The organism is Pseudomonas entomophila (assembly GCF_029478665.1).
Taxonomy (GTDB): Bacteria; Pseudomonadota; Gammaproteobacteria; order Pseudomonadales; family Pseudomonadaceae; genus Aquipseudomonas; species Aquipseudomonas entomophila_F.
Window position 1 is genome coordinate 69394 of record NZ_JARPQB010000009.1, and the last position, 18557, is coordinate 87950.

At 57.5% G+C, this 18557-nt stretch carries 14 protein-coding genes; all 14 read right to left on the reverse strand.

Annotation, left to right across the window (positions count from 1 at the left end):
• Nucleotides 1-5: 5 nt before the first annotated feature.
• Nucleotides 6-1115 (reverse strand): DegT/DnrJ/EryC1/StrS family aminotransferase, encoded by a 1110-nt coding sequence (locus tag P5705_RS06485; RefSeq protein WP_277460062.1) that lies wholly within the window; start codon nt 1113-1115, stop codon nt 6-8.
• Nucleotides 1112-1984, reverse strand: coding sequence for a glucose-1-phosphate thymidylyltransferase RfbA (gene rfbA / locus P5705_RS06490; RefSeq protein ID WP_277460063.1), 873 nt, complete (start codon nt 1982-1984; stop codon nt 1112-1114). Before rfbA ends, P5705_RS06485 begins: the two co-directional genes overlap by 4 nt.
• Complete coding sequence (gene rfbB / locus P5705_RS06495) at nt 1981-3075, reverse strand: dTDP-glucose 4,6-dehydratase (protein WP_277460064.1); 1095 nt, start codon at nt 3073-3075, stop codon at nt 1981-1983. The genes rfbA and rfbB overlap by 4 nt, the downstream gene beginning before the upstream one ends.
• Before the next feature lie 99 nt (nt 3076-3174).
• Nucleotides 3175-4200 carry an NAD-dependent epimerase/dehydratase family protein gene (locus P5705_RS06500; protein WP_277460065.1) on the reverse strand — a complete coding sequence of 342 codons (1026 nt, stop codon included), beginning with the start codon at nt 4198-4200 and terminating at the stop codon, nt 3175-3177.
• A gap of 52 nt (nt 4201-4252) precedes the next feature.
• On the reverse strand, nt 4253-5530 hold the full coding sequence (gene tviB / locus P5705_RS06505; RefSeq protein WP_277460066.1) for a Vi polysaccharide biosynthesis UDP-N-acetylglucosamine C-6 dehydrogenase TviB: 1278 nt from the start codon (nt 5528-5530) through the stop codon (nt 4253-4255).
• 296 nt (nt 5531-5826) lie between these two features.
• Entirely contained in the window at nt 5827-7179 is a 1353-nt protein-coding gene (locus tag P5705_RS06510; RefSeq protein WP_277460067.1) for a Wzz/FepE/Etk N-terminal domain-containing protein, read from the reverse strand.
• Between the two features lie 376 nt (nt 7180-7555).
• Nucleotides 7556-9508, reverse strand: coding sequence for an asparagine synthase (glutamine-hydrolyzing) (asnB, locus tag P5705_RS06515; protein ID WP_277460068.1), 1953 nt, complete (start codon nt 9506-9508; stop codon nt 7556-7558).
• Nucleotides 9509-9535: 27 nt separating this feature from the next.
• Nucleotides 9536-10693 carry a glycosyltransferase gene (locus tag P5705_RS06520; RefSeq protein ID WP_277460069.1) on the reverse strand — a complete coding sequence of 386 codons (1158 nt, stop codon included), beginning with the start codon at nt 10691-10693 and terminating at the stop codon, nt 9536-9538.
• A gap of 540 nt (nt 10694-11233) precedes the next feature.
• Nucleotides 11234-12286 carry an LPS O-antigen chain length determinant protein WzzB gene (locus P5705_RS06525; protein ID WP_277460070.1) on the reverse strand — a complete coding sequence of 351 codons (1053 nt, stop codon included), beginning with the start codon at nt 12284-12286 and terminating at the stop codon, nt 11234-11236.
• Nucleotides 12287-12892: 606 nt separating this feature from the next.
• The gene (locus P5705_RS06530) at nt 12893-13156 is read right to left on the reverse strand and encodes a lipopolysaccharide assembly protein LapA domain-containing protein (protein ID WP_277460071.1); all 264 of its coding nucleotides are present in this window, start codon (nt 13154-13156) and stop codon (nt 12893-12895) included.
• A gap of 19 nt (nt 13157-13175) precedes the next feature.
• Entirely contained in the window at nt 13176-13472 is a 297-nt protein-coding gene (gene ihfB / locus P5705_RS06535; RefSeq protein ID WP_277460072.1) for an integration host factor subunit beta, read from the reverse strand.
• A gap of 312 nt (nt 13473-13784) precedes the next feature.
• Nucleotides 13785-15461 carry a 30S ribosomal protein S1 gene (rpsA, locus tag P5705_RS06540; RefSeq protein ID WP_277460073.1) on the reverse strand — a complete coding sequence of 559 codons (1677 nt, stop codon included), beginning with the start codon at nt 15459-15461 and terminating at the stop codon, nt 13785-13787.
• A 124-nt stretch (nt 15462-15585) separates the two neighbouring features.
• Entirely contained in the window at nt 15586-16272 is a 687-nt protein-coding gene (gene cmk, locus P5705_RS06545) for a (d)CMP kinase (RefSeq protein WP_213660048.1), read from the reverse strand.
• The gene (locus P5705_RS06550; RefSeq protein WP_277460082.1) at nt 16269-18476 is read right to left on the reverse strand and encodes a bifunctional prephenate dehydrogenase/3-phosphoshikimate 1-carboxyvinyltransferase; all 2208 of its coding nucleotides are present in this window, start codon (nt 18474-18476) and stop codon (nt 16269-16271) included. The genes cmk and P5705_RS06550 overlap by 4 nt, the downstream gene beginning before the upstream one ends.
• Between the last annotated feature and the right edge of the window lie 81 nt (nt 18477-18557).

An 18557-nucleotide genomic window follows, 5' to 3' on the forward strand; every position in this document is an offset into this window, starting at 1 on the left:
CACGATCACACGGCCTTGAGTATGGAAATGATTTCCTGGACGGCGCGGTCTTCCATCGCAGTATAAATGGGCAGGCAAAGCACCTTGTCCGACACCTTCCTTGCCACCGGCAGATTCTCCTGCTGGGCAGACTTCATTCCACGGTACATGGGGAAGTCACTGATCAACGGGTAGAAATAGCGACGGGCAAAAATATTACTGAGCTTCAGCTTTTCATAAAGCTCATCACGCCCCAATGGATAATCGTGTTCTATCAGGATCGGGAAGTAGGAGTTATTGGAGACGGCCTGCCCCGCATCACCCACCACCTGGATGCCCTTCACGTCCTTCAAGCCAGCGCAATAAGCTTGGGCAATTGCCTGGCGACGCTCCATGGCATGATCCATGTGCTGCAACTGAAGCAGGCCGAATGCGGCATTCACTTCGCTCATCTTACCGTTGATACCAGGGGCGACAACGGTCAACTCATCAACGAAACCAAAGTTTTTCAGTCGGTCGATGTGCTTCTTGGTCCTGGCATCCGGGCAGATGATCGCCCCGCCTTCGAAGGTATTGAAGACCTTCGTCGCGTGGAAGCTCAACACGCTCAGATCGCCATGGCGCAGCACACTACCGCCCGCATCTTTGACGCCAAAGGCATGTGCGGCATCGTAAATCACGCGCAAGTTGTAATTTTCGGCAATCCGTTGGATCGCCTCGACATCACATGGGTTGCCATAGCAGTGAACCGGCATGATGGCCGTGGTCTGCGGGGTGATGGCCGCCTCGATTTTCTCCGGGTCGAGGTTCAATGTGACAGGGTCGATATCTACAAAGACCGGCTTGATGCCATTCCACAATAGCGAATGGGCAGTGGCTACGAACGAGTAGGGTGTCGTGATGACCTCGCCCGTGACCCGAAGCGCTTGCAAGGCAGTAAGCAAGGCAATCGTGCCATTGTTGAACAATGCAACGTGCTCGACCCCAAGATAGTCGCAGAGGGCCTGCTCCAGTTGCTGGTGCATCGGCCCGCCGTTGGTCAGGATCTTGTTGTCCCAGATCTGCTGCAGGTAAGGGATGAACTCTTCCAGTGGCGGCAGGAATGGCTGGGTAACAAATACGGGTTTTTCGCTCATGACAGTTCCTCGACTAGCGACAACAAATATTGGCCATAGCTGTTCTTTTTCAGCGAATTGCCAATACGGCGAAGGTCATCCTCCTCCAGCCATCCGTTGTTGAAGGCAATTTCCTCGAGGCAGGCCACTTTGTAACCTTGGCGTTTCTCGATGGTTTCCACGAAGTGCCCGGCTTCCAGCAGGCTTTCATGCGTACCGGTGTCAAGCCAGGCAAAACCACGCCCCATGAGCTCTACATTCAACGAGCCCCGCTCAAGATAGGCATTGTTGACACAGGTAATCTCCAGCTCGCCTCGGGGTGACGGCTGGACAGCCTTGGCAATCTCGATGACATCGTTATCGTAGAAGTACAGCCCCGTGACCGCGAAGCGAGACCTGGGCTTGGCGGGCTTCTCTTCAATTGATACCACGCGCTTCTGTTCATCGAACTCAACGACACCGAAGCGTTCCGGGTCCTTCACTTGGTAACCAAATACCGTTGCGCCTGACGGACGTTGGGCCGCTTGACGCAGCATCGGGGTAAAGCCCTGCCCATAGAAGATGTTGTCACCCAGGACGAGGCAGACCGAATCCTGGCCAATGAACTCCTCGCCAATGACGAAGGCTTGAGCGAGCCCATCCGGGCTGGGCTGCAAGGCATAGCTCAGGTTGATGCCAAAATCACTTCCATCCCCCAACAGACGCTGATAACCGCCGATATCCTCGGGCGTACTGATCAGAAGGATATCGCGGATGCCAGCCAGCATCAGAACCGACAGCGGATAGTAGATCATCGGCTTGTCGTAGATGGGCAGCAGTTGCTTGGAAACACCCTTGGTGATGGGGTACAGGCGCGTGCCGGAACCTCCGGCAAGAACGATACCTTTCATACGAGCGCCTCTCCGTTGGCGAAGGCGCCAAGGCGCTCTCGCTGATAGCTGCCATCCTGGACCCGTCGGCACCACTGCAGATTGTCCAAGTACCACTGTACAGTCTTGCGGATCCCGCTCTCGAACGTTTCCTCTGGGACCCAACCCAAGGCCTGCTGGATCTTGCTCGCGTCGATAGCGTAACGCAGATCATGGCCTGGCCGATCTTGTACATGGGTGATCAGTTCGCGATAGCTCGACAAGTGTGCAACCGACGGGTTCTGCGCCACCGGGCGCAAGTCGTCGAGCAATGCACACAGGGCGTGAACCACTTCAATATTGCGTCGCTCGTTATGACCGCCAATGTTATAGGTCTGACCCACTTCGCCACGGCTCAGCACGGTGTACAGGGCACGAGCGTGATCTTCGACATACAGCCAATCCCGCACTTGGTCACCTTTGCCATACACCGGCAACGGCTTGCCCTCGAGTGCGTTGAGGATCATCAGCGGGATGAGCTTTTCCGGGAAATGGTACGGCCCATAGTTGTTCGAGCAATTGGTGATCAGTACCGGCAAGCCATAGGTACGGCTCCAGGCCCTGACCAGGTGATCCGAGCTAGCCTTGCTGGCGGAGTACGGCGAGCTCGGCGCATAGGGCGTCTCTTCGGTGAAGAGGTCCGCGGGACCCTCGAGGTCACCATATACCTCATCGGTGGAGATGTGATGAAACCGGAAGGCTGCTTTGCCCGCCTCGTCCAATGCCAGCCAATACTGACGGGTGGCCTCCAGAAGCGTGTAGGTACCCACGATATTGGTTTCTATGAACGCTGCCGGGCCATCGATGGAGCGGTCCACATGCGACTCGGCGGCCAGGTGCATGATGGCATCCGGCCGATGAGTCCGCAGTACCCGGTCTACAGCCGCGCGGTCGCAGATGTCGACCTGCTCGAAGCAATACCGCTCGCTACCCTCTACCTCAACCAGGGACTCGAGGTTACCCGCATAAGTCAGCTTGTCGACATTGATCACGCTATCGGCGGTGTTCGCCAGGATATGGCGGATCACTGCCGATCCAATGAAACCTGCTCCGCCAGTGACGAGAATTTTCATGCGCTTGGACTAATCCATATTCGAACTATCAGCCCCACAAAGGGCCAAAATGAAACAAGGGAGCCTCGCCCGCCGGCAGCCCCCTCCAGGTGATGGTCGTTACTTCAGAAAGCCAACATACCATGGCATGGCCTGAGCGATGCCACTGGCAATATCGAACTGAGGCTCATACCCAAGCAGCCTGCGAGCCTTGCCGATGTCGGCCTGGGAATGGCGCACATCACCCGCTCGGAAGTCCCGATATACCGGATCCTGAAGATAGCTGACACCGTTGTCGCCCAGGGTCTGGCGCAAGGCCGCGAACAGTTGGTTCAAGTCGGTACGGCCGCTGACCGCGACGTTGTAGACTTGATTACGTGCTTCAGCGTCCTGTGTAGTCGCAGCCAGCAGGTTCGCCTGCACCGTGTTCTCGATGTAGCAGAAGTCGCGACTGGTCTGGCCATCACCGTTGATGAACACGGTTTCGCCGCTGATCATCGCTGAGGTCCACTTGGGGATCACCGCGGCATAGGCACCATTAGGGTCCTGGCGCTTGCCGAACACATTGAAGTAACGCAAGCCGATGGTAGTGAAGCCATACGTACGCGCAAACACCTCCGCATACAGCTCGTTCACGTACTTTGTCACTGCGTAGGGCGAAAGCGGCTTGCCGATGGTTTCCTCGACTTTTGGCAAACCAGGGTGGTCACCATAAGTCGAGCTGCTGGCGGCATAGGTGAAACTCTTGACACCCGCATCGCGCGCGGCCACCAGCATGTTCAGGAAGCCATCGATGTTGGTGCCATTGGTGGTGATCGGATCATTGATCGAACGCGGCACCGAACCCAAGGCAGCCTGGTGCAACACATAGTCGACACCTGCACAGGCTTTGTGGCAATCCGCGAGATTGCGAATATCGCCCTCTATGAACTCGAAGGCCGACCACTGCGCTGGCGAGACCAGGCCCTGAACCTCGTCCAGGTTGCGCTGATGCCCAGTGGCGAAGTTGTCCAGCCCGATGACTCGCTGGCCGAGTTTAAGCAAGGTCTCCAGCAGGTTGGAGCCAATGAAACCGGCCACTCCCGTGATCAGCCAGGTCCGCGGAGCACGAGGGAGTGCTTCGACAAGGTCTTGGTAAGCAGTCATGAAATTTCACCCAAAAAGAAAACACAGGAGGTGCAACGCACCTCCACATGAGTTACAGGCGCAGGTCCGATTGCTCTGCCGGCAGCAGGTACTTTAGGTCATACAGCACATGTTCAGCCTTGCCCAGGCTGCGAATGCTCTCGATGCCGAGATCCTTGAACTGCTGGTGAGCGACTGCCAGGATCACACCGTCATAAGCACCCTGAACAGGCTGCTGGACCGGCGTGATGCCGTACTCATGTTGTGCTTCCTCGACGCTCACCCATGGGTCGTGAACGTCCACCTGGATGTTGTATTCCTGCAGTTCCTTGACGATATCCACCACTTTGGTGTTGCGCAGGTCGGGGCAGTTTTCCTTGAAGGTCAGGCCCATGATCAGTACACGGGCACCGTCAACATGGATACGGCGCTTGACCATCGCCTTGACCAGCTGGGAAACGACATAGGCGCCCATGCTGTCGTTGAGCCGACGGCCGGCGAGGATAATTTCCGGGTGATAACCGATGCTCTGCGCCTTGTGGGTCAGGTAATACGGGTCGACACCAATGCAGTGACCGCCCACCAGGCCTGGCCGGAACGGCAGGAAGTTCCATTTGGTGCCGGCTGCTTGCAACACGGCCTCCGTATCGATCCCCATCTTGTTGAAGATCAGCGCCAATTCATTGATCAAAGCAATGTTCAGGTCGCGTTGGGTGTTCTCGATCACCTTGGCCGCCTCAGCCACCTTGATGCTGCTGGCCTTGTGCGTCCCGGCGATGATGATTTCACGGTAAAGCGCATCCACCAGGTCAGCGACTTCAGGCGTGGAGCCGGAGGTGACTTTCTTGATGGTGGTGACACGGTGCTCTTTATCGCCCGGGTTGATTCGCTCAGGGCTGTAACCTGCGAAGAAATCCTTGTTGAAAACCAGGCCGGAGAACTTCTCGAGTACCGGCACGCAGTCCTCCTCGGTCGCCCCAGGATAAACAGTGGACTCATAGATGACGATATCGCCGCGCTTCAGCACCTTGCCAATGGTTTCAGAGGCTTTCACCAGCGGCGTGAGGTCGGGCTGCTTGTACTCATCAATCGGCGTGGGAACAGTGACAATGAATACATTGCAAGTGCGCAGATCTTCCACATTAGCGCTGTAGCGCAAGCCGCGAGCTAGCGATAATTCCTCATCACTGACTTCCAACGTGGCATCGTGCCCTTCATTCAAAGCATCAATACGTGCCTGATTGATATCAAACCCAATAACCTCGCGCTGCTTACCAAACTCAACGGCAAGCGGCAGACCCACATAGCCAAGGCCAATCACAGCAAGCTTGGTATCATTCAATGAAAGCATGTGTTATCCAATATTTAGTAACGAGGTCCAACCGTGACCTCATTGTTGATAAATAATCCGACGAGGACATCCCTTGAAGTCTTCACAGGTGTCAGCCTTGAGCCGTTGCCGTATGAACGTCCCTGAAGTAATAGCACTTCGCCTTGATTCAACGATATCTCGGCCACGCCTGGGCGCATTCTACCTCAGCCACACGAGCTTCCCTAGCGGGAAGAGTCGGCAGACACCGCTCAAGGAAGTTAACGCGAAGAATTATCATTCGCGCAAACTTCCTTGCGACATGCTATGCCACGCACTCATTGAGACCGTGAAGGCAATGCCACAGGTACCTCGGTTTCAACCACCCTGGATAGCGGCAAATTAATGGCGCGCAATTGCTCCCGGCGCAGCGACTTGAATGCATGCCGCATCAAGACCAGAAGACTCGCCACAAAGCCCCCCACGACCAGACCCAACACAACGAACAGCGACTTTCGCGGGTAGATAGGTGAGGAAGGTGCTACGGCTGGGCGATCGATATTGACCAGCCGCAACTCACTCAAATCGGTACTGATATTTGACAAACGTATCCGCTCGGCACGTAGCTTTTCGACACCCTTGACGAACAACTCATCATTTTGACGCTGCTGCAACTGCTGGACAGTACGATTCTGCTCGAGCAACAGCAGATCCTTGCGAATCTGCGCGATCCGTGGCTCAGTGAAATCATCGGAAGAACGCTTGCGCAGCGTTTGACGCTCCGCCTCCAATGCCTCGGTGCCCATGAAGTAAAGAGGCATTTGCTGATTGTTGATTTCAGTACGAATCACATTCCCGCCCTTCTCATCTCCCTGCTGCGCCAGGGAAGAAGGTGACGCCGGCCTGGACAACCCGAGCGTGCGTGCGATTTCAATGGCCTCGCTCAGCTGAGCGATACGGTCCTCGCGCATGACCTTCAGTTGCACGCGCAAGGCACGCAGCTCATCGTTGAGCTGGGCACGTCGCAACGAATCGGCCTCCCGAAGCTCGGCAAGACGGTTTTCCTTTTCCGCATCATAGTCGACACGGGCAACCGCAATTTTTGCGTCTACCTCACTGAGGCGATTGTCGACGATAACCCTGAACTCCTGGGAAATCTGTAGACGCTCCCTCTCCAGCGTGAACTGAACAAGACCGTTCAACACATCCTGCCCTTCGATACCCTTTGGGTAACTCATTTCAAGGTCAATAAACGCGGCCTGCGCCTCAACCTTTTTCGGGTCAGCCTGCTGCAACTTCAATGCACGACGATTGAACTCTTCGAAGCCTTGCTCCTCAGAGCGCCCATTCGTCACAAAGGCCTTTTGAAGTTGCTCATTGCCACGAAAATACTCCAGACGCGTCTTGTAGGAGCCCAACGAAGCACCCACACGCCGAAGCGCCTCGGAGGGCGGCAGTGAGTAGACCTGCGATCGGTTAAGTGCATCCAGGTCCTTCAGCGCGGCAGGCAGCAACACCGTCCTCACTTCATACTGGGGCGTCACGCTCAATGAATAGGCTGCCGCAGCCACTCCACACACGACGGAGACTGCAGCAATCTGCAACTTTTTGCGCCAGAGGGCCTGTAGAAGCGAGAAAAGATCAATCTCAGGGTGGGTCGCAGTAGGGGGGATGCTTGTAATACCACTCACGCTCTAGCCTGCCAATCAAGTGGACGAGCCCAGAGACAGAGACCGCTTACGAAACCAGCAACTGAACCTGATGATGGCTAGGCAGAACTTCCCTGTCCCCACGGACGAATGTGGCATTCTGACAGTAAATCAGGCGGTGAACCACCATTTTGAGCAGCACGCCAGAAGCGGCGCACACATCTTCTCACCGGGCTGCCCGGCAGCGCCCAAGCAGCCAAATCCAATAGCGCGCCACGGCAATTTAAGCCAGGTCGAGCACAGCCGGCCAACAGAGAGCCCTCACTGCCCAAAAGCAAAACGAGCGCCCTGGCGGCGCTCGTGCATTTGCAATTCACTACCCCTGACGTAATGCCAGCGAAGCCTCAGGCCCCACCACTCACCTGCTCTCCTCCAGCCAGGCCTGGAACATGAGCACATCCCACAGGTGGTAAGCCCAATTGCGCACCCCACTCTGATGTTCGCGCCACTTCTGACGAATCAACTCAGGATGCAGGTAACCTTCCTGCCGCAACCGGCCTTCATCCAGCAAAGCTTCAGCCCAATCACGCAACGGCCCGCGCAACCAGGCGTCGATAGGTATACCAAAGCCCATCTTCGGACGATCAATCAATGACTGCGGCACATGCCGGTAAAGCACCTGCCTCAAGGCCCACTTGCCTACCCCATCACGCTGCTTGAGCGATTGCGGCAATTGCCAGGCAAATTCCACGACCCGATGATCGAGCATCGGCACCCGGGACTCGAGCGTTACCGCCATGGACGCACGATCGACTTTCGTCAGGATGTCATCTGGCAAATAGGTGAGAAGATCCAGAACCATCATTCGCTCTACCGGGTCGAGGCCCTGTAGATCAGGCATGAGCCCCGTCAGCAGCGTCTGTGGCTCCACACCACCGATCACCACCTTCGCAGGATCCATCCAGTGGGACACCAGACCATGGTAAAGGCTGCCCACGGAAGCAGAGGGCAGCACCCCTGCCCCTTTGTGCAACTTGTCGCCAAGGCGGGCCCCGGAACCCGGCAGCCACCCAAGCAGGGAGTCCCAGGCACCAGGCGAAAGCGAACGAATCGAGGCCGCCATGGCCTTACGCAACGGCAAGGGAATTCGCGAGAGCTTGCCCCAGGCACTGGCTGTCATGTTGTATCGCGTGTAACCACTGAACAGCTCGTCACCCGCGTCACCTGACAAGGAGACCGTCACGTGCTGACGGGCCAATTGCGAGACCAGGAACGTTGGGATTTGCGAAGAATCGGAAAACGGCTCGTCGTAGATTCCAGGCAACGACGGAATCACTGCCATTGCTTGCTCGGGTGTGATGTACAGCTCGGTATGATCAGTACCCAGATGCCGAGCCACTGCTTTCGCGTGCTCTGCCTCGTTGTAACCCTTTTCATGGAAGCCAATGGTGAAGGTCTTCACCGGCCTGCTCGACTGCGCCTGCATCAGCGCAACAATTGTCGAGGAGTCGACCCCACCAGACAAGAACGCCCCCAATGGCACATCAGCCATCATTTGCTGTGCGACTGCAGACTTGAGCAACGACTCTAGTTGATCCACCGCTTCGCGCGGATCATGGACTCGACGTCGGCTTTCAGTCCCCTCGAGGACTTTGGCCAACGCCGACCAGTACGCCTTGATCTCCGGCTCGCGCTGCCCGGCCGAAAGGGTCAGGATGCAACCCGGCTGAAGCTTCTTGATGCCTTCATAGATCGAGTGGGGCGCAGGCACATAGTTGTGTCGCATGTACAACGCCAGGGCTTGGCGATCAATTGATGCATTGAAGGCTGGGTGCGCCCGCAGCGCCTTGAGCTCCGAGCCAAACATGAAGACAGCGTCAGCTCCTTGCCCCTGCCAACCGTAGTACAAGGGCTTCTCACCCAGCCGGTCCCTGGCCAGCACCAATGTCTTGCGCATCACGTCCCAGACAGCGATGGCGAACATGCCGATACTCTGCTGCAGCGCCTGCTCGATACCCCAGGCCTCAAATGCCGCAAGCAATGTTTCAGTATCGGAGTGACCTCGCCATGCCGGTGCCATGCCAGCACTTTCCAACTGCCGACGCAGGTCCAGATGGTTGTAGATTTCGCCGTTGAAAACCATGATGTAGCGAGCGGACGCCGAAGGCATCGGCTGATGCCCGGCAGGTGACAGGTCGACAATCGCCAGCCGCCTATGTGCCAGCGCAACCCCTGCGCCTTGCTCCACCCAGACCCCATGATCATCGGGCCCGCGATGAACAATGGCGTCGGCCATCCGCATGCATTCATTGAACAGGGACGCCTCAGTCGACTGCCCTGTCAGTTTCAGTTGCCCAGCTATTCCACACATGAGATTGATCGCGTTAGTAATTGGAGATTAAGCGGCGTGATGGTCACTGCCGCGGTACAGATCGTCATAGGCCTGCAGACAGGCGCTCATCGAAAACAGGGTTTCCACACGATGGCGGCCTGCCACCCCCATTGCCCGCCGACTAGAGTCCAGCGCCACCGCCAGTAATGCCTGCGCAAGTTCATCCGGCGCGTGAGGAGCAACCACTCTGCCGGTCTCGCCATCCAGTACAACCTCGGCATTCCCCCCCACCCTGGTTACAACCATTGGCAATTGCGCAGCCATGGCCTCCAGGATCGCATTCGAGAACCCTTCTTCATGGGAGCACAGAACACCAATATCTGCGGCACAGAGCAGATCCGGCACATCCGATCGCGATCCGAGAAAGCGAATATTACCGCCGACACCCAACGCATCAGCCTGCTCTTGAAGTGATCGACCAATACCGTCATCACGACCAATGAACAGACACACCCAAGGCGCAGGCAGCTGAGCACGAACACGGCCAAACGCCTCTATCAAATCCGCATGTCCTTTGTAAGGGATCAGATTCGCAACAATCGCGAAGACGAGAGTCTCGTCCGGAATACCCAGCAGCGCCCGCACCTGAGGACGAGAACGGGCGCTATCGAAACGATCGAAGTTAACACCGTTATAAATCAACCGAATTTTATCTTGACGCACACCCTCATCAAGAAGGTCTTGCACCACCGCTTGAGAGTTCCCACTCACGAAGTTCATCTTTGAGTGCAACCATTGCTCGAGACGACGCGACCAGCCATGTTTGGATTGATACAAATTCAAGCTACGTCGACTCATGCCCCTTTTCATCGCCGGAGCAAACAGTGATGTTATTCCCCCCACCAGATAAGCCGCTGGCAAAAAGAAATGAGTGACCTGGGGACGCATCCGCCAATACAGGCAGCACAGCGCCGGCACAGAGCAGAGCAAGCCCAGCACAGAGAGCATTCGCTTGTTTCGAATCAAGCGAGAGACCCAATGTGGCAAGCGCACACCATGGACGGGCACACCACCCTCAACAAAAGATTGAGTCAATGGGCCATCCGGCCTGATCGCAAACACCTCAGGCTGGTAGCCCCTCTTGCGCAAGGCGGTCGAAACTCGCAACAGATGCTGTTCGGCACCGCCAAGTTCCATGGAGACGATAACGTACAGCAGCTTCATATTTGACCCCGTACCGCATCCACTATTATCGAAGCAGACCACAGGCAATGAATAAACCACCCTTCCGCGCTTCAAAAAAAGATACTTGCAAAAAACAACTTAAAAAAATTAAAAACCCACAACGCTTCCGAAGGCAAAACCTCGGTAATCCGCAAACAGCCTGCACAACAACTAACAGCCACACAACCAGTCACTCTCGACCACCAGCCCCGACAGCAGGAGAAGGAAATCGGCGAGCATGATGCCATACCGCACCCGCTTTTAAAAAACAAAAATCAGGACGGGACGTACTCGAAACATCCACGTGCGCCACGCACACCTCTGAAAAACCGCATAGAACATCAACGCCGACACCGGCTACGGCATTGTTACTCGACATGAGGAACGCTTGGCACGCCAAAAAATGTTCCGGCATCTTCCACCGCTACGCGCCAGGACGAGCCAGGAAAACACGATACTGTAAGGTGACCCGCACCAAGGGAACGGAGACACCCGAAAGCCCTGCACAGCGATCCACCGCACAGGGCCCGACTCGAAAACTCAGTACCGCCGCGCGCTGCCGCCCCTCGGTGCAAAACCACGAAGGAGTGCAAGCAACACCCCAAGCGCAGCACCAACAACCACCCCCATGAGAAGAATAATCAACTTCCTGGGCTTTACGGGCCTGTCCGGGGACTCGATAGCCCCATCCTGCCGATAGACCTGCACACTTCCAACATTAATCTGCAAATTTCGATAAAACGCCACAGCCTCTTGACGCTGACGCAAATCACGTACGAAGGGGTCATCCGAAGTACGCTTGCGCAAGTTTTCTATTTCAGCCTCAAGCGCCTTGGTCCCGCGCATATACACCAGCGAACCATCCATGCCCGCCGACACCTCCCCGGACAAGCCATTCGAGATGATTGGCGGCCTCTCCAGACCAATCGACTGCGCAACCCGCAACGCCTCCGACAACTGGATGATCTGGTCTTCACGTTGCTTGCGCGCACTTTCGCGAGCCGCTGTAATTTCCTGCTCGAGATTGTTCGCCTTCACCATGGCGTCAGACCTTATGTCCTGCACGATCTCGTCCTTACCGCGCCGCCCAGCCAATTCGACATACTTCACGACCCAATCCGCAGCACGCCGAGGGTCCGGCAAGTCTGCCTTAACGTAGTAGCGCCCCGGGCTGTCCTTGGAAACCAGACCCAGAGCCAGCGAATACTGGAAACGGCCATACAGATCATCCTGCGAACCACGGCGCTCAACCTCTGGCAGGCCAGGCAGGAACACCGTCTGGAAGAACTCACGACGCAATGACTCTGACTGCAGGTTGCGCAGATAAACATCGTACACATCCTTGACCGAGAGCATGCTCAAGCCAGAACTTCCGCCTCGCCCATAATTGAGCTGGGCAATGTCATTCTGGGTTGGCGGCTGTACGATTATCTTGGCCTCATAAATCGGTGTCGCTAACAACGCGTAGGCCAACGCTGCCCCCGCGAAAACCACTGTCGTCGCAACAATTAGTAACTTCTGCCTCCACAACCTTTCAAAAATCTCGTAAAGGTCGATCTCATCACCGCTCAGGCGCTCAGGTTCATTGCGCATTTATTCTATTTTTCCTTGGGTCAGTCTGCTTGCTCACACTCAACTGGCTCCATCCAAACCACTTCCACACCAACCTTGAGCATAGCTGGCTTGCTACGATCTCAGGCCTGAGCGTCACACCCAGGCGTCAAGCGGCATTAGAGAACATCATGACCGCTTAGTTCCACCCCAACGATCAACGGCTCAAAGCCCACCAGAAGCATATTGCGCAGATGTGACATTCAACTCATACCTTTATTGCCGCATACCTGCCAAATCTACTCGCCAGCACATATTGTGCAGTCCCACGCCGACCGCGCCCGGGGAAAACCACTCAACACCCTGACCCTGGCGCGATTTCCGCGCAGGCAAAAAACGCAACCCCCTGCCTCACCAGCGCCAAAGAGAGCAACGAGACCCACGCGCCCGATGAGGCGCGCCAACCAGAAAGGAGAAGACAGCAATGATGACAGGTGCCCGCAACCGAAAAGACATCGCCAGGACGGGAAACCACAAGATATTTCTTGCACCAGGCCTTTCAGCCGCGAACACTAGAAGCGCGTGATCACCGCACTGCAACACGGACTGCGATTGGGATAAGCTCCGGAGCCAATGCAAGAGAACTTATCAACTCTCGGGAAGTTCGACACGCCGAGCATTGGTACGGGTCTTGCGCCTGCCGCGCATCAGGCCATAAGCACCCAGCAAGGGGCCTACCGTCAAGCCGATGAGCAACGCCGCCAGCACCAACAGCGCAACCGGAATTGCCGGAGTCGACCATCCAAACATGACCAGCGAAACCGTCTGCTGATTTTCCAAGACAAAAAACAGCACCGCTGCCGCCAGCAGCAACACGAACAATGCCACCAAGGCGCGCTTGAGGTTACGCATCAGATTGATCCTTCATCGCTCAGAGCGGCTCATGCTCTTCTTCATTAACCCGGTCACGCAACTCTTTACCCGGCTTGAAGTGCGGCACGTACTTGCCTTCAAGGCTGACAGACTGACCGGTCTTTGGATTGCGCCCAACTCGCGGCGCCCGGTAATGCAAGGAGAAGCTGCCAAAGCCGCGGATCTCAATGCGATCACCTGTCGCCAGGCACTGTGACATCTGCTCAAGCATAGTCTTGATAGCCAACTCCACGTCTTTTGACGAGAGCAGCCCCTGATGGGTGACAATTCGTTCGATCAGCTCCGACTTCGTCATATTTTTCCCTTCGTTATCAAGCAGCTAGATCATTGCTTAATCAGTTTGTAGCACGCCCCGGAAGATTTGAACAGGGCGGTTCTTGACTTAACAAAAAAATTCAAGAAGAGGACTACAACCTCAAGGGGATCCCTCCGTCAGCTACAAGAGACCTCCAGCGGATTCGCATCACAACCAACAGGCCAAGGCAGTCGCTCTACAGTGCCACCTGGCGCCCCATTACCAGGCAAGCCATTCAAAGAAGAGAGCACTACACCCGAGAGCAAAAAAAAGGGCGACCCGAGGGTCGCCCTTTTTACCGATCAACAGAACTCAGTTCTGCTTGGCCATTGCTTCGCGCAGCAGCGCAGCCATGGTGGTATCGGCAGCCGCTTCCGGAGCATTTTTCAGGCTCTGGATGGCTTCGCGCTCTTCAGCGTCGTCCTTCGATTTGATGGACAGGCTGATGACGCGGGACTTGCGGTCGACGCTGATGATCTTGGCTTCGATCTCTTCGCCTTCCTTCAGCACGTTACGAGCGTCTTCAACGCGGTCACGGCTGATTTCGGAAGCTTTCAGAGTAGCTTCGATGTCGTCGCCCAGGGTAACGATGGCGCCTTTGGCGTCAACTTCCTTGACGATACCTTTGACGATCGCGCCCTTGTCGTTCAGAGCAACGAAGTTGGAGAACGGATCGTCTTCCAGCTGCTTGATGCCCAGGGAGATGCGCTCACGCTCTGGATCAACCGACAGGATGACGGTTTCCAGCTCGTCGCCCTTCTTGAAGCGACGCACGGCTTCTTCGCCGGCTTCGTTCCAGGAGATGTCCGACAGGTGAACCAGACCGTCGATGCCACCGTCCAGACCAATGAAGATACCGAAGTCGGTGATCGACTTGATGGTACCGGTGATCTTGTCACCCTTGTTGAACTGGCCGGAGAAGTCTTCCCATGGGTTCGACTTGCACTGCTTGATGCCCAGGGAGATACGACGACGCTCTTCGTCGATATCCAGAACCATGACTTCCACTTCGTCGCCAACCTGAACGACTTTCGACGGGTGGATGTTCTTGTTGGTCCAGTCCATTTCGGAAACGTGCACCAGGCCTTCAACGCCTTCTTCCAGCTCAGCGAAGCAGCCGTAGTCGGTCAGGTTGGTGACGCGAGCCATGACGCGAGTGCTTTCTGGGTAACGGGCTTTGATAGCAACCCATGGGTCTTCGCCCAGTTGCTTCAGACCCAGCGAAACGCGGTTGCGCTCGCGGTCGTACTTCAGGACCTTGACGTCGATCTCGTCACCAACGTTGACGATCTCGGACGGGTGCTTGATACGCTTCCAGGCCATGTCGGTGATGTGCAGCAGACCATCGACGCCACCCAGGTCGACGAACGCACCGTAGTCGGTGAGATTCTTGACGATACCCTTGACCTGCTGGCCTTCCTGCAGCGATTCCAGCAGAGCTTCGCGCTCGGCGCTGTTTTCGGCTTCCAGGACGCTGCGACGGGAAACGACAACGTTGTTGCGCTTCTGGTCCAGCTTGATGACCTTGAATTCCAGCTCTTTGCCTTCCAGGTGGGTGGTGTCGCGCACTGGGCGGACATCAACCAGGGAGCCCGGCAGGAACGCACGGATGCCGTTAACGTCGACAGTGAAGCCGCCCTTAACCTTACCGTTGATAACGCCCTTGACCACTTCTTCGGCAGCGAAAGCAGCTTCCAGAACAATCCAGCACTCGGCGCGCTTGGCTTTTTCACGGGACAGCTTGGTTTCGCCAAAGCCATCTTCGACCGCGTCCAGCGCAACGTGAACTTCGTCACCGACCTTGATGGTCAGTTCGCCAGCTTCGTTGTAGAACTGCTCGAGCGGGATGACGCCCTCGGACTTCAGGCCAGCGTGTACGGTAACCCAGTCGCCGTCGATGTCGACAACGATACCGGTGATGATCGCACCCGGCTGAAGATTGAGGGTTTTCAGGCTTTCTTCAAAGAGTTCTGCAAAGCTTTCGCTCATTTTAATTCCTGTAGATTCGGGCGAAAAAGGCGCCCATAGCCACATTCCAGACAATGTGGGTTTCGTTTAAGTAAAGAAAAGCTGGCAGGACGTTGACTGGTGCCCCTGCCTGCTCTCCTCTCCATCAGACGAGGTCGCGTAGCGACAGCTCACTTCTGATGCGTTGCAGCACCTGCTCGATGGACAACTCCGTGGAATCCAGCTGGATCGCATCGGCCGCTGGCTTGAGCGGGGCCACTGCGCGCTGGGTGTCGCGCTCATCGCGCGCACGGATCTCATCTAGCAGACTCGACAGACTAACATCTTCCCCCTTCCCCTTCAACTGCAAGTAGCGGCGTCGAGCACGCTCCTCCGCGCTGGCGGTGAGGAAGACTTTCAACGGTGCGTCCGGGAACACCACGGTGCCCATGTCGCGACCATCGGCGATCAGGCCAGGCGCCTCACGGAAGGCACGCTGGCGCTGCAGCAGCGCCTCCCGCACCGCCGGCAACGAGGCAACCATCGAGGCGCCCGCGCCAACCGTCTCGGTGCGGATGACATTGCTGACATCCTCGCCTTCGAGAATGATCTGCTGCAGCTTGCCCGGCTCGGCGGCAATGAATTGCACATCGAGATGAGCAGCCAGGGCCTTGAGCAGCTCTTCGTTGGTCAGGTCGACACCATGATTGCTGGCGTTGAACGCCAGCAATCGATACAGGGCGCCGGAGTCGAGCAGCCGCCAGCCCAGCTCACGGGCCAGCAGGCCGGCCACCGTGCCCTTGCCCGAGCCGCTCGGCCCATCGATGGTGATGACCGGTGCCTGCGAACTCACGACTTGCCCTCTTCGGCGACACGGATCCCGACTTCGGCACACAGCGCCAGGAAGTTAGGGAAGGAGGTGGCGACGTTGGCGCAATCGTGGATGATGATCGGCGCGCTGGCACGCAGCGATGCGACGCTAAAGGCCATGGCAATGCGGTGATCGCCGTGGCCGTGCACCTCACCGCCACCGATCTGACCACCATCGATGATGATACCGTCCGGGGTCGGCTCACATTTCACACCCAGGGCGATCAGGCCATCAGCCATCACCTGGATGCGATCAGATTCCTTGACCCGCAGCTCTTCGGCACCACGCAATACGGTACGCCCTTCGGCACAGGCGGCGGCCACGAACAGCACAGGGAACTCGTCGATTGCCAGCGGCACCAGGTGCTCAGGGATCTCGATCCCCTTGAGCTTCGCTCCGCGCACGCGCAGATCGGCCACCGGTTCGCCACCAACTTCACGCTGGTTTTCCAGGGTGATGTCGCCCCCCATCAGGCGCAGAATGTCTATGACACCGGTACGGGTCGGATTGATCCCGACATGCTCGAGCACCAACTCGGAACCTTGGGCGATGGAAGCAGCCACCAGGAAGAACGCGGCGGAAGAGATATCCGCTGGTACTTCGATGCGGGTTGCGCTGAGCTTGCCACCCGCCTGCAGGGAGGCAACCGGACCATTGCTCTGGACCGAGTAACCGAAGCCGCGCAGCATGCGCTCGGTGTGGTCGCGAGTAGGCGCCGGCTCGGTGACGGTGGTGGTGCCTTCGGCATACAAGCCGGCCAGCAGCAGGCAGGACTTGACCTGGGCGCTGGCCATTGGAAGCGTGTAGTTCAGCGCCTTGAGCTTGTGGCCACCACGAATGGTCAGTGGCGGACGGCCTTCAGGACCGGTCTCGACCACCGCGCCCATTTCACGCAGCGGATTGGCCACGCGATTCATCGGGCGCTTGGACAGCGAGGCATCGCCGGTCATGGTGGTGTCGAACGGCTGCGCCGCCAGCAGGCCGGACAGCAGGCGCATCGAGGTGCCGGAGTTACCGACGTACAACGGCCCGGGTGGCGGCTTGAGGCCATGCAGGCCAACACCATGAATGGTCACGCGCCCATGGTGCGGCCCCTCGATGACCACGCCCATGTCGCGGAAAGCCTGCAAGGTTGCCAGGGCATCCTCGCCTTCAAGGAAACCTTCCACCTCGGTGGTGCCTTCGGCCAGCGAGCCGAGCATGATCGAGCGATGCGAGATCGATTTGTCGCCCGGTACGCGAATCCGTCCGGACACGCGGCCACCAGGTTGGGCCAGGAAAATCAGGTCGTTGGCGTTCATAGCGTCCACATAGGCCCGGCGGGCCAGGATTTTACTGAAATGCTCGCGGGCAACCCGGGCGCGGGTGAACACACCCAGCAGTTGGTGCCCGTCCCCTGCATCGACCGCGTCGCGCAAGGCGTCGAGGTCGCTGCGAAATGTATCGAGGGTGCGCAGGACCGCCTCGCGGTTGGCGAGGAAGATGTCGTGCCACATGATCGGGTCGCTGCCGGCGATTCTCGTGAAATCGCGGAAGCCCCCCGCAGCGTACCGGAAGATCTCCAGGTTTTCATTGCGCTTGGCCAACGAGTCGACAAGACCGAATGCCAGCAGGTGCGGCAGGTGGCTGGTCGCGGCCAGGACTTCGTCGTGGCGCTCGACCGCCATATGCTCGACGTCGGCGTCCAGCGCGCGCCACAAATGATCGACCAGGGCCAGCGCCTGCGGGTCGGTTTCCGGCAACGGCGTGAGGATCACCTTGTGGCGGCGGAACAATGCCGCATTGGAAGCCTCCACGCCACTTTGCTCGGAACCGGCGATCGGATGCCCCGGCACGAAGCGCGGCAGGCGCTCGGCGAAGGACTCGCGAGCAGCACGCACCACGTTGCCCTTGGCACTGCCCACGTCGGTGATCACCGCATCACCCAGGTCGAGCTGGGCCAGGCGAGCCAGGAGCTTTTCCATGGCCAGGATCGGCACTGCCAACTGGATGACATCAGCGCCGACACAGGCGGCGGCGAGGTCTTCCTCGCAGCGATCGACCACGCCCAGCACCACAGCCTGCTTGCGCGACTCGGCATCGAGATCGACACCGACCACTTCGCGGCACAGGCCGCTTTCACGCAGGCCCTTGGCGAACGAGCCGCCGATCAGGCCTAGCCCGACGACCACCAGGCGGTCGATGATGGGCGCGGAATTGTTTGTTACAGCATTAACCACGAGCGTGAACCCTGTTCAGAAATCTAGGCAGTTCCGGGAGGCCGTTCC